Below are 15,316 nucleotides of genomic sequence, written 5' to 3'. Positions count from 1 at the left end.
GTTTAATACAAGATAAGAACCGTACTCCGTTTAACATTGGTAAGGCTATCTCCCTTAAAGGCTTTCAACTGCATGAGGCTGAACCATTAGAGAAGGGTTTGCAGGGGAAGTTTAATAGTCCTCAAGCAGTAATACAAGAAATATTGCTGTGGACGGGGGGGCAACCATTTCTGACTCAAAAGCTGTGTCAATTCATGGTTGAAGAATCTGAGCAAGAAAACCGTCGTTCAGTAGAGCAAGTTGTCAGGTCGCGAATTATTGAAAACTGGGAATCACAGGATGAGCCTGAACATCTACGAACGATTCAAGCCAGGATTTTGCGGGATGAACAACGGGCAGGTTACTTATTAGAACTGTACCAGCAAGTCAGGCTGAGTGAAGAACAATCCGAGGTAACAGCAGACGAGACATTAGAGCAAAGCGAGTTGCAGCTTTCGGGATTAGTTGTTAGGCAGCAAGGTAAGCTAAGAATTTATAACCAAATATATTGTGAGATATTTGATTTTAATTGGATTGAAAACCAACTAAACAACCTGCGTCCCTATTCAGAGAATTTTCGTTTTTGGGTGGCTTCTGGAGGTGCTGATGAATCACGATTGCTCCGAGGCAATGCGTTGCAAGAAGCTGAAGAATGGGCGAAAGATAAGAATTTAAGCTATCAGGATAAACAGTATTTAGCAGCTAGTGAAGAAAAAGAAATTCAGGGAAAAATTATTGCCCAAGAACAAGAAGCTGCTTTGAAACGGGAGAGAGAGGATAAGGAAGCGGCAGAGGCAAGAACTCAATTACTCAGTGAGGCTAATAGAAAAGCTCAACGGCGAATTAGCGTTGGGGTTGTTGTTTTGGTTGTTGCAGTTCTGGGAGCAGTAGGTTTAGGAATATTTTCAAGACAGCAGGTGGACGTAGCAAACTCTCAAGTTCAAGCCGCAGATCAGAAAGTTAACTCTGCCAATGCACAAGTCAATGAAGCTAAAAATCAATTGACAGAAGCTCAAGAAAATGAACAAAAATCCCAAGATAGCGCTGCACAAGCCAAGAAGCAAGAACGACTTGCTAAAGAAAACGAGAAATTAGCTCAACGAAAAGTAAAACAAGCAGATCAAGTTGCTAAACAAGCACGACAGCAAGCACAAACTTCTCAAAATAAAGCATCAAAATTTGAGCAAGATGCGGTAAAAGCAAGACAGAATTTAATCACAGCACAGAATGGTTTAAAGGCTAAAGGTACGGAGCTATCCGAAACTAATAGACAGTTAAATCAAGCTAAGGAGCAAGAGTTAAAAATTCAAGCAAAGCTTATAGCTAAAGAAAACGAACTTAAACAAACAAGCGCAAAAAATGAAAATACTAAAGCAGAGATTGCAAACGTTCGCCAACTTGTAGCCTTAGCTGGACAATTATGGAACCAAAGTTCATCAGATTCAAATGAAGCTTTAAGGCTGGCAGCAGTATCATTTAATATTGATAACTACGAACTTAAACAATCACTATTACTTGCTGCTAAGTCCCAAGTCTACCAACAACTGAAAGACTGGAATAATGCTAAAAATGAAATTCAAGAAAGCCTGTCAAATTTTTCTAAGGCTAATAAGAAATTTTTAGATTCTAATCAAGGCTTACAAGTTCAAGTATTAGTCCAGAAAAGTCAAGGTGATTTTTTAGTGCAGAATAAACAAACCCAGAAAGCCATAGCATCTTATACTCAAGCCTTTAATATCCTAAAAGCTCATCCGAATGAAACTGATTTTACCAAAGATAATCAATTGCTCACAGGCGAAAATATTGAACTAGTTCATCGGAGTTTAATTGAGCTAAATCCTCAAGATAAAGAATTGAAAGAACAGGTTCAAGAATCCCTGACACAACATTTATATACTCAACTCGAATATTTTTTGCTTTCAAAAAATTGGGAGTCTGCTGACAGAGAAACATATAAACTCATGGCGAATATAGCTGAAAGAGAAACATATATACATTATAGACATTTAGATTATGAAGAGATTTATAGTTTCTCTTGTGACGACCTGCGAAAAATAGACCAGCTTTGGGTCAGTAATTCTGACAACCGTTTTGGCTTTAGTGTGCAAAAGAAAATATGGATTAGCACTAAGAATAGGCTGGGTGTAAAACGAGGAGACTGGAATGAGAAGGACACTGAAAATTATTTGCGGTTTGCCAAGGCAGTAGGATGGTATGATGAAAACTACAATGGTTTTGTGAGCTACGACGATTTAATAAAGCGTATAAAACACAACTCAGCGTATGGTAGGGGAGGGCTACCAGCCGCAATGGGCAACTCTATCGACACAACTTTTCTCAATTCTCTTCTTTTCTCGCGTTGCGACTTGTAAAGTCTAACATATAAGGCTTTCAAAAGTTTCTAACCATTTATTTCTGCCTTATTTTCCACGCAGTAATCAGCATTTCATAAATTCGATACCTGGCACTGGCAGATGATTGCAAGTTACGTTTTGGACGAGATATTACAAATACGTAAATGACAATATGTAATAGTTTAGTTTATAGACTGTTGTACAGACTCGCTACTCGTCCCACTTCATCAACACCCCATCCACACACTTAATACACAAGCGTTTCGGCTTTTCTTAGTGCCATTCACTCCAGCACTCTTGCAAGAACTCAACCCCCGGATTCTCCCCCGAATTCGCCGCAACCTTGAGTTTCTGCATACGCTCCGGTCGCAGATTAGACCGCGCAACTTTGTGCAAACAGTATGAATATAATCTATTTATACCTAAGTATAATAATCTGGCTTCTTTGCTATAGAGGGATTTTGAATTATCCACGATCCATTAAAATAGACTATCCATAAGCTAGAACAATATTTATCTTGATTCCTAAATTTTTACTTTTTTAGAAACGGTCTGCTTAATCTTCTAAAAATTTGGGGTGGTTTTCATTCCGTCTGGGCTGGTTTACTTTCTCCCCGGCGTGGACGGCTTTCTCGTCACAAGAATTGCTTTCTTCAGACGTGGACGATTCCCAGTAAAAGCGATTGTAATAACCATGAAGGTTACGGACACGGTAGCTAATCAGTCCTGGTCTGCCGGAAGGCAAGCGGCCAAACACTTCCTCAAACTGGAACAGTCCTTGAGCAGTCAACGCCGCACCTGCTTTTTGCAAAGATTTGTAGGTGAGGTTAGTATCGAGTTTATGGGCAGAACCACCAAACTGTTCTGCGGCTATGCTATCTAACCAAAGCTGCTGGACTGAAGGTGGTTGCTGACGAACCCAGTTGATATCCTCAATTGATACTTTGCAGTGTGGTCTAATCGATTTATCTGCATTGCGATCGCTTCGCTGTTTGCTGCCACCGTTGATTGCTTTTAACGCTGTAGTCATATTTATCTCCTAAATTTTTCCATGACAATGTGGGCGACATTGCACCCATGCCGCGTTTAAGTTTTTTGGCTATTCTCTTAGCGAGTCTTTATCTACTGGTTTTCGCCCTGCCAGAATCGCAACTCTTCCCTGGAATAGCTTTGAGTCTTTTTCAACTCATTGCGCCAGTGATCCCAGGCGACAACTACTTTGCCCCCTACCTCGTCTACAACTTCGCCCCTCTGCAAATACAGAGTCCGGTACGGGTCAGCATGGGAAACGATAGAGCCGATGCCAATAGTGCGCGGTTGAAGGGATACGTTCTGGAGTGTGGAAATTAATTCTGTTTCCTGGGTGGTAAGTTCTGCCCAATAGTCTGATTTAATAACCTCGTACTCTTGGGCAACATCCCAAAACTCCTGCCAGCTACACCCAGGCTTTGCAAGCACCCGCCGGATATCACTAACCGCTTGGGGTAGCATTTCCAGTTGTTCGGCTCGATAAGCGATAGCCTGTGGTGTCGGTTCACTTCCCAGAATTATCGCCGCAGCTTCGAGCGCTTGGGTATTGTTCATCGCACTGGCTAAATTCTTCAATGCCATACCCATCAGCCGTAAGCATTCTTGGGCATTTTCCTTGGGCGGTTCAACTGCTAGCGATCGCAGATCAATGGTTTTCTCTAGGGCTTGTTTCACCTGTTTGTTCAACGCTTTAGTCGCTTGCTGGGTCATGGTATTTCCCCATTCTTGAGAAGGGCGTTGTTCTACGGCACGTTCTAATTCCTGAATGCGTTGCTGGAGTTGTTGATTCTCAATCTCCAGTCTTTGTAACCCCTCCATCTCCGAGAGCCGTTGCTGTAACTGGATGTTTTGCTCTTTCTGCTGCTTGTAAAGGTTTTGCAGAGATTGGATCTGCTCTTGTACCTGGGACTCAGCTTTAACCCCTGCTTCTGCTTGTAGTCCAATCCTCAATTCCTGGGAAAGTCGCTCTAACTCCTGTTTATGACGTTCTTCAATAGCAGCGATCGCTTCAGAATATTCTTTTGGGTAAGTTCGCCCACTCGATTCGCACACAATTGCGTCATTTAAACCAGCCAAATCCGCATTGTTGATCAACAACCTCTCACCATCGCTGAAGGTGACAATCTGCTGATAGTTATTTGGTGCATCTGCCTCAATCACTCCCGATTCGCCATATCTGGGATGTGATTGTGAGGAAATCCTGGCCGATTTACACAATTGCGTTTTGGGGTTTTCGCTTTTTGTGGCGCGTTTAACCATTGGTGCAACCTGCTGCACTGCTTTGGCGAAGTCGGCGGCAGTTGGGAATGGTTTTTCTTTTGCTGCGATCGCAACAGCTTCGTGTAACTTATCGGGAGTTTTAACCAGTCGGAGTAGCGAACGAGTTTGAGAGGGTTTAGTGACTTTTTCCCTGAGTTCCTCTGGCAGAGTATCAACTACTTTCTTCGCAGACAGTAAATCCCTAACGCGGCGATATCCACCGTGTTTGGTCAACTCGCTTTCGCAATAAACTTCAAAGCTCTTGTGTCCACCATCTTGGTAATAGCCTTTGTCTCGCATCAGGCGCAGTTCATCTATTGCTTGCCACTCGAATTTGTCGATGGCAGTGAAGGTTTCCTGGATGCTGGCGTTGACAACACTGTAGTCCAACGTCGTTGTTTGTTCGGGTTCTAGTGTCAGCATATCTCTTGCCCACTATGGTAAATGCTTAAAAATTGAGGTGTTGCAGTTTAGCCAAAGTGAACCCAGCAGCTGATTTGAAAAGTTTTTCCAAAAATATGTCAGCATTATAATTAGCTCACTTTGTGATCAACGGATTGAGCAGGCGATCGCATAGCTTTGACCGGCAGCGATCGCTTTATGCTGCTATATCCTGTGGTTGGGAATTATCAGCTTTAGATTTTAGATATTCCCTTACAGGGATTGGCTTAACCTTTTGTTCTTCTTCTCCTGTGGTATCTGTGTCGTCATCTGGGATAAAAACAATTAAATCTCCAGGTTGGCATTCAAGGGCAATGCAGAGTCCATTAAGTCTTTCCCCAGTTAATCGAGGCATTTCATCTGTTCTTCTCAATCGATGAACAGAGTTTTCGTCAATCCCTAAAGCTGCTGCTAGGTCTTTATTCCTAATACGCTTTTTTGCCATTATTTCATTTAACCTCCAAGCAATCATTCGCTTGTCCATCATGTGACACCTCCATTAGTTTAATCCCCGTCTTGCTTTGATAAATCGACTCTTGGAATACTCATTATTATACATGGTCACGAATCAATAAAACTACGCCTAAAAATAAAAATACTACGTTAAATGTAGAGAAAACCATTTTAAACGCTTGACTTTTCCCTACGTCTCGCGTAGTATTATAAATATAAAGGAGGAAACAAGCGCTAGCCTCCTAGTAAACAAAGAAGTGCTTACTCCCAGATTTAAACTCATTCAATTAACCACAAAACCAAGTGCCACCGGGACTAGCAGCCGGAAGCCAAACTTGTAATGCTCAAGCCAACGAAGATGATCTCGATGACCTACCAAGTCTTAAAAAACTGGTTATTTAGTGCCATTCGTCTAGAAATTAAAGATTTTACAGCAAAGCTGAATTTAGTAGAGTGTCCTCTTCCGAACACAGCACTTCCTTATACATCCCCTGATGCTGCTGTCTGCTGTCTTGCTCTTGAAGCAACTAGCTTTGATGGCTACGCCAAATCTTTTTGAGAGCGTTGTGCTAAACCACAACGTTCTTTGCACACATAACAAAGGCAATCGCCCCGGTCTACCAAACAAGTGCGATCGCCTTTTACCCTTTTATCAAGGAACTCTATTATGCCTTATACAACACATACACAGCAAGCAATTCCTAGTTATTTTCGTGACGAGCAAGCCACAGCCCAAGCGGAACTGTACACCCACCTCGAAACCCAAGCCGAAGCTGTAGCCCCAACCCAAGATCCCCTGACTGCTCGTGACCGTCGCATCATTGGCGAGATTATCGAAGTCGAACCTTCATCAGTTCGTACTATCTGGATAGAAGGCGGAATCACCGTATGGGTGCAATTCTTCGATGGCGGACGGCTGCCCTTCGATCGCAACTGGTTCGCAAAAAGAGTTACAGAGGTTAAAGCGACACTTCCAGAAACTCCATTGGAGCGCAATGAACGATTGAGCGATGAACTAGAAAAAGCCTGCGCTGTTTTTGGCCTGTATCACGGAGAGATCGATTGGCTCTCATTCAGCACCAAACTCTACCGAGACGGGCATTTTGTCGGCTTCGTCGGGTGCAATCAACAAGGCTGGTACTCAAGACCCAGACAGTACGGGGTAAATCGGGTTGCTGGCAGTGCCAAAGATGTGATTGCGTTGTTGGGAGTCCGAGCAGCAGTAGCGGCGTAAGTTGCTGAAGGAGAAAGGCGATTGCACACCAAAAGAATTGCAATCGCCAACGAGGTAATTCCTAAGCAAACACAATAATGGCACAAAATACAGCAGATAACCCCATACTTCAATATTCGGGTTTCGATAACCATCAACTGAAAATTATGCGTCCTCTAGCAGATCAGAACGCACAGGTATAAGAAATCTCTGAAGTGAGAAAGGGCGATCGCAGTCCAAGAGAAAAGCAATCGCCATTCAACCGAAATTTAGACAATCGAAATCATCATGGCACATCAAATATGATTACCACACTTTCTCTTCAAGAAGCCCAGTTGGATGATCCAACAGAGAAAATACTCTTACCTCCAAGCGACCCCAATGCAGAGGTGCAAGAGATTCCTGGCTACAAGCTGGTTTACGTGAATGGAGCTTGCCCCAGAAACTATCGAGTCTACACAGATGATTCGATGATTGGGGTGATATTTCAACACATCACCCACTGGTCGAATGCTCTAGATAAGATTCGATACGCCGAGCCGGTTGATGCCGCCGCCAGACTAGACGAATTCATGAAGATGACAGGCTACTTTACAGCGACTACAGAACAACCACTCACGGAAGAAGAGTTGCTAGATATTGAATTTGATGCACTGACGAGTGACGAATGGGAGCGTCTGAAAAGGTACGTTCCAGAAGCGAAACATTTGGTTGCAGCGTAAGGAAAAAGGTGGGTCTTGACAGCCCACCTCCTCAATAAAACTATTTAGCTTCATAAATAATACCAATGGAAACCACAGAAATACTGAACCAGTTCAACTCATGCTACTTAAAGATTCAGGCGATCGCTCAAGATGAAAACTGGCTCAAGTTGATTGCTGATAAAAAGATTGACCCAGAGGCAGCAACTCATTTGGGTGATGTTCTGCATTATTTGGCTGAGGTAATGGGGTGCGTCGAAGAAGTCGTTGAAATCAAGTTTAATCAAGAGGCAGAAGTATGCAACCAACAATAACAATTCCACACGGTTGGAAATACCCTCGTTTTACTTTAGGACAACGTGCAGAACAGGGAATTATCATCGGCATGAAGTATTACCTAAGCGATAGCCTTTTAGCCAATGAATACGATGAAGGCTGGCGTTATCTAGTCATGCCTGATATGAATTCCATTGAAGAAGGGAATCACTTAGAGAACGACATTAAATTGCTAAAACCGCAGGAATTGAAAACACTTCTAGAAGCAGAGATTAAAAAGCGGCTATATCAAATCGAAGTGCTGAAATACGAGTTAAAAGCAATTCCTGCACTGTCATAAATAGCTAAGTCGAACACTATCCAGTATCAACACAATTTTTAGCAACAACAACGAAATTATGGAAACCATCAAAATCAACAACAGCGTCTTTCTCATTCCACCCAGCCAACCTAAACTGCAAGCGAATTGCGCTAAAGAATACGGTCAATTTCTTCTCGATTGCCCTCCAAAGCTGACGATTTTAGAAGCACAAGCTGGCGGTTATTTTAAAGGTAATAAGGCTGATTTTGCAATCGCGATCTCCCGCCCTGACCGTGCCTTGACTATTAACGAGAACTTCACCAACGAACCATTTACTGAACTGTGGGTAATTCCAGTGGCAGGAGGACTCAAAGACCAGTTTAAGGGGCCAGCCTCCATGCTGCTTTCTTTCCTGATCCACCGCCGCAGTAAAGACAATTTTGCTGGATTGTACAACCACTTCGCCCATCGTGCCTTTCAGCAGTGGTGTGAAGATGGAATGCCGGGAGATCCAAAAGAGTTCTGTTATCAGGCGATCGCTTCGGTACTAAAAAACTACATTTTCTGCGCCGAGTTCCAAAAAGTGGAAGGGACGCTGGGAACATACTGGTTCATTCAGTGGAGCTATCGCAATCCTCAGTCTGACTTTGAGAAAGATGCTCTCGTTGCAGCCGAAATGATTCGCTCTGGTGCGGAATCTGGGGCAACAGTTCATTGGGTGACGAATGATACTTACGAGCGATGGGCTAGTAATGCTGTCACTGCACCAGCATTACCCCCGGTTTCGGAAACTGAGGCACGGGCATCTCTGCAAGCGCAGAATCAAACAGTCATGCCGCAAGGGAAACGGAAGTAATTAGACATTACAACGGCGATTCAAAGGTGAATCGCCACTACATAAATTATCAGTAAAATCAACCAATGAAAATCGGTACTGTCTCAATTAGTTATTCCAGGAAGTTCAACTTAGGGAACTATGAATCTCTCGAACTAGGCTGTTCTTTATGGGCACAAGTCGAAGACGAAGAAGATGCTTCAGGCGTAGTTCAATTTCTCTATCATCAAGCAAAAGCAGCAGTCAAAGAGGCAGCAATGCCCGTGATTAAAGCAAACGAATTCCAAATTACCAAAGCCAAATCTCAGCGCAAAGTTGCAACTGATGAAGGTGTTGCAGAAATAGATAATTTTTGAACAAATCCAACATGAAACAACTAACAGGTTTTATTCCCATCGCAGCATTACCGCCATCTACTGCGGCTTCTGCTAAACAACAACTGCTGGAAGCAATTGAATGGCTTCACAAAGAAGGTGCTGCTACTGAAATCAATCTCAAACTCTTGACTGCAATTGTCGAATCTATTCTTTGCTCGGAAGAATCATACAGCAGATTTTTACAATGTGGTTTTGATGCAGCGATTGAGTTTTTCGATACCAATTCTCAAAACTGGGAATTTGAAGAGTCAACGTCATCACCTCATAATCCGAGGAATTGGGATGAGTACAAACGGTTATAAAAGCAACCACCGTCATTGAGTGCCGGAGAAAATACGGGCTTGAAATGCAGCCCTGGTTGACCCGTTCTAGTACAGGGATCGTATCAAAATCACCCTTGGTTCTCAGATTCTCCCTGCTGTAGTTGTTGCACTACTTCTACTGATAAGCCAGTGAGCCGAGCGATCGCATCAACAGCCATGCCCTCTTTTAAGAGATTAACAGCAATTTGACGGGCTTTTTCATCGCTACCTTCGGTCTTTATTGATTGATAAACCACTGATTCGCGCATAATGTCCTTCCTGAATAAACGCCCAATCACTTCTTGCTCTAATACTAACCCAGCCAGAATTGCACAGGCGGCAGCAATATTACTTTGAGTTCGCCTTTCAGGGATTTTATCAATAGTCTCAGCAGCTTGTTGCAGTGTAGCAACGTTGTTGTTAGTCCACTTAATACAGCAAATAGTAATAACCCTGGGGTTCTCAAAAATATCTCTGAAGGCTGCTCCCACAAACGAATCACTGAAAATTCATGTCGTAAACTTTCAGTAGTAAAAGTAGTTTTATAACCACATGAAGACACTGAAATTTAAGTTATATCAGCACAAAAGAAATAGATACCTCAAGCGCACAATTAATGCTGCTGCGTTAATCTACAATCATTGTATTGCCTTACACAAACGCTACTACAGAATGTTTGGCAAGCATTTAAACTGTACAAAACTTCAAGTTCATATCGCCAAATTAAGAAAGCGTAATTCTTTCTGGCAATCAGTAGGCTCTCAAGCAGTACAAGATATATGTCAACGCATTGAGAAAGCCTACCAATTATTCTTCAAACACAACAAAAAAGGAGTTAGACCACCGGGATTTAAAAAAGTCAAAAAATACAAATCATTCACCCTTAAGCAAGCAGGTTATAAGTTTTTGGGTGGTAACAGGGTGAAAATCGGCCTACGTGTTTATCAGTTTTGGAAGTCCAGAGAAATTGAGGGAACAGTCAAAACTTTAACTATTAAACGCACCCCGTTGGGTGAATTGTTTATGGTTATTGTTGTTGATGATGGCAGTAATCCAGAAGTTGAAGTTAAGACGGATAGAATCGCTGGCTTTGACTTTGGGTTAAACACATTCCTCACTTGCTCAGACGGCTCCAAAATTGAGTCTCCCCAATTTTTCAAGCAGTCGCTCAATGCTATTAAGAAAGCCAGCAAGCAGCATTCTAAAAAGTTAAAAGGTTCATCCAACAGAGAACGAGCAAGAAAAAACTTAGTACGCAAGCATGAGGATATTTCCAATCGTCGGCGTGATTGGTTTTGGAAGTTAGCTCATGAGTTAACCGATAAGTTTGATGTCCTCTGCTTTGAGACTTTAAATCTCAAGGGAATGCAGCGACTTTGGGGTAGAAAAATATCAGATTTGGCGTTTGGTGAGTTTGGAGCAATCTTAAAATGGGTTGCCAAAAAGAAGAATAAACTGGTTGTTTTTATCGACCAGTGGTATCCATCCACTAAGACTTGCTCTGGCTGTGGACACGTTCTAGAAAAGTTGGATTTATCTGTTAGAGAATGGCGTTGTCCTTCTTGCCAGTCAGTTAACGGAAGGGATGAAAACGCAAGTCGCAATATTTGTGCAGTCGGGGCATCGACTGTTGGGTTAGGTGATGTCAGACTGGCTACGCCAGCAATCGCTGTTTGAGCCTAGAATCCCCGCAATTTAATTGCGGGGAGTATGTCAAAAATCATAGAGTCATAGTCAAGATTATGCCTAAAAAATCAACTTACCCCACCTCTACTGACCAGTCCTCACTGTGCCTACAGTATCTCCGTCGTTGTGGGGGTAGCGCACGATTGTGCAGTATCAAATTTAGCCTGGGAGTGATTCAAGGCTTGGTAAATCAAAGAAAAGTAAAAATTACCAATACAGGTGCAGGTTTCTATGTCCAGTTGGAGGATGCTAAATGAAAACCCAGAAAGTAACCCATCAATCATCTTTGCCTTCAAATACTCGTAATAAATTAGTTTTTCGTCGGACTCGAAAAAGATTTAACCCCAGGATTTTTTTCGACCGCACCATAGAAATAACTGCAATTGTCTCTCTGCTTTTTACCGGATTTGCAGGAGTAGGGGCAATGGCTTGCTGGGGAATGGAGATTATTGAAACGAATGCTGACCCCAATATAATCATCTCTGGTTGGGAGCAACAGAAAAATATTTGTCTGGGTGCAATGTTGGTCAGTTTTTCCGCTTTCTTAGGAAGTTCTTTAGTCGGAGCAAGCCTCAGTATTCAACGGGATAAATTTTAAGTAAGTTGTAAGAATTCAGGTCTGAGGGTATTGACAAGTGCAACATATTTACAGGAGTATCAATCTGAGTTCTTACAACTTGTTAACTATTAATAGAATATCTTGAATAATCAATGGTCACAATTCCAATAATTGATTTAAGTGCCTTCACTCATAGCAATGCAACAAATCAGCAAGCTGTCGTGAAACAAATCTATCAAGCTTGCCATGAAATCGGTTTCATCTACTTGCGAAATTCGGGAATCTCAAAAGACTTAATAGAGCAAGTGTTCAGCTACAATCAATCTTTTTTTAAACAAACTTTAGAAGTTAAGCAAAAGCAAGCTTGGAGTGATGAATTTTGGAATACAGGAGATGTTGCTATTGAGAGAGAACGTCTTGCCCCCAATAAACCAGGTGACTTAAAAGAGGCGTTTAATGTCAACAAGGAGGGTACTGTTGGGATGGATGCTTGTATTGTTGCTTTCTATGATAGTTGCACAAAACTAGCTAACACAGTATTGCAAATCTTTGCTTTGGCGTTGGAATTGCCTAAAGATTTTTTGACGACAAAGCACAATCAATATAATCATACCTTGCGCTTGCTCCACTATCCCCCATTGCAGACACCACCGAAACCCGGACAAGTCCGTGCTGGGGAACATTCTGATTATGGCAGTATTACTTTACTTTTCCAAGATAAAGTCAGCGGACTCGAAGTAAAAACAACAGCAGGAGAATGGATTGAGGCGGCTGCAATTCCTGATACTGTTATAGTTAATACTGGTGATTTAATGCAGAGGTGGACAAATCATGTGTTTTGTTCAACTCACCATCGGGTGATGATTCCTAATGACGACAGGGTAAACCAGTCTCGGTATTCTATTGCTTTTTTCTGTCATCCTAATGATGATGTAGAGATTGCTTGTTTACAGAGTTGTCACAAAGGAAAATCCCCTATTTATCCGCCTATTTTAGCAAGAGAATATCTTTTACAACGGTTACAAGCAACATATTAGATGGTTGTTGCTGAGTGGAAATTTAAAATGAAAACTTACGATTGGATTGTAGTTGGTGGTGGGATTACGGGTGCTGCACTTGCTTATGAATTAGGAAAATCAGGCTTTAGCGTACTTCTGGTGGAAGAATATGAAATACCACAGAATGCAACTCGTTATAGTTATGGTGGGCTTGCCTATTGGTCGGGTACTACAGCATTTACTCGCCAATTGTGCAAAGAAGCAAGCGATCGCTATCGTATCCTATCTCTTGAGTTAGACGCTGATATCGAGTTTCGGGAATTAGATTTATTACTGACTATTCCAGTTTCTAGTGACCCAGAAGCGATCGCTGCCTCCTATAATAATTGTGCCGATGTACCACATTTACTTAGCCCACAAGCAGCGATTGAACTGGAACCACTCCTAAATCAACAGGCGATATCTGGTGCTTTAACTGTTAAACATGGTCATATTCATCCACAAAAAACAGCACAAGCTTACATTCAAGCTTTTTTGCGTGGTGGGGGTGAAGTACAAATTACCCAAGTATTGCAAATATTAAAAAGTGGTGTAAAAACCACTACTGCAACTTACCACAGTACAAATGTTGTCATTTGTGCAGGTGGACTTAGCCGCCAACTATTAAAAGCATCTGGTATTTCCACTAAAATATATTTTACCCACGCAGAAATAATTGAAACTGCACCTGTTGATGTCAAGTTAAGCACCTTAGTTATGCCAGCAAATGTGCAACGATTTCAATTAGAAGCCCAATCTGCTCAAGTCGATGAAGTTTGGGAGCAGCCAGGTAATGAACCAGTAACAGCGATTTTAGATGCTGGCGCAATTCAATTTCAAGATGGCAGTTTACGCTTGGGTCAAATTAGCCGCATTCTCACAGATCCTCATGCCAAGGTAAATTCACAAGCGAGTGAAAAATGGTTGCGAGAAAGTGTCGGGGAAGTGTTACCAACTTTGAAGAATTTACCAGGAACTTGGCATCATTGCTTAGTGGCATTTAGTGGGAATCAATTTCCTATAATTGGTGCTGTTCCAGGATTAGACAATGTTCATGTGTTTAGTGGATTAAGCAATCCGCTAGTAATGGTACCACCTTTAGCAGAACACTTTGCTAATACCAATTCTCTATAAGAATAAGCCGATGTCAAAACTGAAGTACTTAAATATTTGTGCTGGAGCAATGGGAATAACAGCAGTATTGTTGGGAGGCACAATTGTGTTTAAAGGGCTAACTAGCGGGGCAAGCGCAAGAAGTGTACTTGCAGGAACGTGTTTGTTATTAGGTGGTTCTTGTTTTGCTGTCAAGAGTCTGTATGAAATTCAAATCGAGTCAGAGATTGACAAAATATTAATTGAAAGACGCAATGCAATACCCACAAATTGTAGAGGATGCCGGAATTTTCATGGTATTGAATACGAAGGAGTAATGCTGGTTTGTGCAATACACCCTACTGGGATAGAAGAGAAAACTTGCCCTGATTGGAAAAGTTTTAGGCCACGGAGCAAGTCTTAGTATTCGTCAAGACAAGTCTTAGAACGAGAAACAGTGATTATATTTCAAGTTAGCCACATCAGAAATTCGGGCTATCTTGCAGGGTTGTCAATATACGTTGCAGCTTGTGGGAAGTAGTCGAGCTTATCGTAAAATTCAATCGTCAGAGCATTTTTTACCTGAAATCATGTGGCACTAAATGATGCTTTTTACGTTTTATATCAGCTAGTCAACGCAATCGAGCAGGTAAAGCAATTTTCCCAACAAGGAGAATCAGATCATGGAGCAGGAAATCAAAGATGCAGTTGGTTTAGGCATTCCTGAACTTGCCATAGAGTCGAAACCAAAACCGGAGCCAGAACTCAAATCAACAGTAACGATTTATGACTTCAGCGCTTTGTTATCCAAATACGAACCGCCGAAAAAACCAACAATAAAAGATGAGCCTCCCTTCTCAACGGGCAGTACTGAATACTGTTCATCCCCACGCTTACTTGATGAAAAATGTTCTGATTGGTCAGCCTATCAATCTAATCATGTTGTACACAAGAGCAATAATATGTCATTCACTTTGGATAATCGCTCTCAAAAGAAAGAATCGCCTCTGACGCAAGCATTACGGCAAATACAGCAATTGAATTCTAAGATTCAGGAATTAGAGCAGCACCATCAAGACTATGTGCGTTCACAACAGAATTTGATTCCAGCCATCGTTGAGATTTGTGTTTCTCCGATACAGGAAGTCGAGGCCCTTCGTATTCTGATCTGTCGGGGAGAAGCAGCTTGTCGGCAGTACTTGCGTTCAGTGCTAGTCAAACCAAAGAAGGATTCATAACCGTTTACTAAGCAAAGGAATTTAAATTATGAAACGGAATCAAGCACAAGTAATTGTTGTAAGTCTCACTGGCACATTAGCGGCCATATCTATCGGATATTTAGGAGTGCAATTTTTTGGCAAGAATGCAATGTACATGATTGCGACAGGAATGTTTGGGCTGGGTACTGGGGGATCTATTGG

General features: G+C 42.0%; 20 protein-coding genes. 16 read left to right on the top strand and 4 right to left on the bottom strand.

Annotation, left to right across the window (positions count from 1 at the left end):
* On the top strand, positions 1-2,351 hold a 2,351-nt coding region (locus GNF10_RS28230), incomplete at its 5' end, for a GUN4 domain-containing protein (protein WP_185607293.1).
* A gap of 538 nt (positions 2,352-2,889) precedes the next feature.
* Here the strand turns inward: GNF10_RS28230 and GNF10_RS28225 are convergent.
* From GNF10_RS28225 to GNF10_RS28215, 3 genes are all read right to left on the bottom strand, one after another.
* Complete coding sequence (locus GNF10_RS28225; protein WP_260446340.1) at positions 2,890-3,363, bottom strand: hypothetical protein; 474 nt, start codon at positions 3,361-3,363, stop codon at positions 2,890-2,892.
* Between the two features lie 92 nt (positions 3,364-3,455).
* Positions 3,456-5,045, bottom strand: coding sequence for a hypothetical protein (locus tag GNF10_RS28220; RefSeq protein ID WP_185607292.1), 1,590 nt, complete (start codon positions 5,043-5,045; stop codon positions 3,456-3,458).
* A 175-nt stretch (positions 5,046-5,220) separates the two neighbouring features.
* Entirely contained in the window at positions 5,221-5,550 is a 330-nt protein-coding gene (locus GNF10_RS28215) for a helix-turn-helix transcriptional regulator (RefSeq protein ID WP_260446339.1), read from the bottom strand.
* A gap of 333 nt (positions 5,551-5,883) precedes the next feature.
* Here GNF10_RS28215 and GNF10_RS28210 point away from each other — a divergent pair, with 333 nt between their 5' ends.
* From GNF10_RS28210 to GNF10_RS28175, 8 genes are all read left to right on the top strand, one after another.
* Positions 5,884-6,075: a hypothetical protein gene (locus tag GNF10_RS28210; protein ID WP_185583419.1), complete on the top strand. Its 192-nt coding sequence runs from the start codon at positions 5,884-5,886 to the stop codon at positions 6,073-6,075.
* Positions 6,076-6,183: 108 nt separating this feature from the next.
* A complete protein-coding gene (locus tag GNF10_RS28205) occupies positions 6,184-6,750 on the top strand; it encodes a hypothetical protein (RefSeq protein WP_185586162.1) in 567 nt (188 codons plus the stop codon).
* Positions 6,751-7,031: 281 nt separating this feature from the next.
* Positions 7,032-7,451, top strand: a complete 420-nt coding sequence (locus GNF10_RS28200; protein WP_185592691.1) for a hypothetical protein — start codon at positions 7,032-7,034, stop codon at positions 7,449-7,451.
* Positions 7,452-7,516: 65 nt separating this feature from the next.
* The gene (locus GNF10_RS28195) at positions 7,517-7,744 is read left to right on the top strand and encodes a hypothetical protein (protein WP_185586164.1); all 228 of its coding nucleotides are present in this window, start codon (positions 7,517-7,519) and stop codon (positions 7,742-7,744) included.
* Positions 7,729-8,046, top strand: a complete 318-nt coding sequence (locus GNF10_RS28190; protein ID WP_185586165.1) for a hypothetical protein — start codon at positions 7,729-7,731, stop codon at positions 8,044-8,046. The genes GNF10_RS28195 and GNF10_RS28190 overlap by 16 nt, the downstream gene beginning before the upstream one ends.
* Before the next feature lie 58 nt (positions 8,047-8,104).
* Positions 8,105-8,863 carry a hypothetical protein gene (locus tag GNF10_RS28185; RefSeq protein ID WP_260446112.1) on the top strand — a complete coding sequence of 253 codons (759 nt, stop codon included), beginning with the start codon at positions 8,105-8,107 and terminating at the stop codon, positions 8,861-8,863.
* Positions 8,864-8,928: 65 nt separating this feature from the next.
* Positions 8,929-9,198, top strand: a complete 270-nt coding sequence (locus GNF10_RS28180) for a hypothetical protein (RefSeq protein WP_185586166.1) — start codon at positions 8,929-8,931, stop codon at positions 9,196-9,198.
* Between the two features lie 11 nt (positions 9,199-9,209).
* Entirely contained in the window at positions 9,210-9,521 is a 312-nt protein-coding gene (locus GNF10_RS28175; protein WP_185586167.1) for a hypothetical protein, read from the top strand.
* An 89-nt stretch (positions 9,522-9,610) separates the two neighbouring features.
* Here the strand turns inward: GNF10_RS28175 and GNF10_RS28170 are convergent, their stop codons facing one another.
* Positions 9,611-10,012, bottom strand: coding sequence for a hypothetical protein (locus tag GNF10_RS28170; protein WP_260446113.1), 402 nt, complete (start codon positions 10,010-10,012; stop codon positions 9,611-9,613).
* Positions 10,013-10,073: 61 nt separating this feature from the next.
* Between GNF10_RS28170 and GNF10_RS28165 the strand changes: the two genes are divergently transcribed.
* The 7 genes from GNF10_RS28165 (at position 10,074) to GNF10_RS38970 (ending at position 15,133) form a co-directional block, all read left to right on the top strand.
* Positions 10,074-11,198 carry an RNA-guided endonuclease TnpB family protein gene (locus tag GNF10_RS28165; RefSeq protein WP_185586168.1) on the top strand — a complete coding sequence of 375 codons (1,125 nt, stop codon included), beginning with the start codon at positions 10,074-10,076 and terminating at the stop codon, positions 11,196-11,198.
* Between the two features lie 65 nt (positions 11,199-11,263).
* Complete coding sequence (locus tag GNF10_RS28160) at positions 11,264-11,464, top strand: hypothetical protein (RefSeq protein ID WP_185586169.1); 201 nt, start codon at positions 11,264-11,266, stop codon at positions 11,462-11,464.
* Positions 11,461-11,805: a hypothetical protein gene (locus GNF10_RS28155; protein ID WP_185586170.1), complete on the top strand. Its 345-nt coding sequence runs from the start codon at positions 11,461-11,463 to the stop codon at positions 11,803-11,805. The genes GNF10_RS28160 and GNF10_RS28155 overlap by 4 nt, the downstream gene beginning before the upstream one ends.
* A gap of 113 nt (positions 11,806-11,918) precedes the next feature.
* Positions 11,919-12,803, top strand: coding sequence for an isopenicillin N synthase family oxygenase (locus tag GNF10_RS28150; RefSeq protein WP_185580447.1), 885 nt, complete (start codon positions 11,919-11,921; stop codon positions 12,801-12,803).
* Positions 12,804-12,830: 27 nt separating this feature from the next.
* On the top strand, positions 12,831-13,937 hold the full coding sequence (locus GNF10_RS28145) for an FAD-binding oxidoreductase (protein ID WP_185580448.1): 1,107 nt from the start codon (positions 12,831-12,833) through the stop codon (positions 13,935-13,937).
* A 10-nt stretch (positions 13,938-13,947) separates the two neighbouring features.
* On the top strand, positions 13,948-14,319 hold the full coding sequence (locus GNF10_RS28140) for a hypothetical protein (RefSeq protein WP_185580449.1): 372 nt from the start codon (positions 13,948-13,950) through the stop codon (positions 14,317-14,319).
* A gap of 259 nt (positions 14,320-14,578) precedes the next feature.
* On the top strand, positions 14,579-15,133 hold the full coding sequence (locus tag GNF10_RS38970; RefSeq protein WP_260446206.1) for a hypothetical protein: 555 nt from the start codon (positions 14,579-14,581) through the stop codon (positions 15,131-15,133).
* Positions 15,134-15,316 lie beyond the last annotated feature (183 nt).

It is taken from the genome of Nostoc sp. UCD121, assembly GCF_014222285.1.
Taxonomy (GTDB): domain Bacteria; phylum Cyanobacteriota; class Cyanobacteriia; order Cyanobacteriales; family Nostocaceae; genus Nostoc.
Note: the sequence above shows the minus strand (reverse complement) of the source record. Positions and strands in the feature narration are given on the sequence as shown.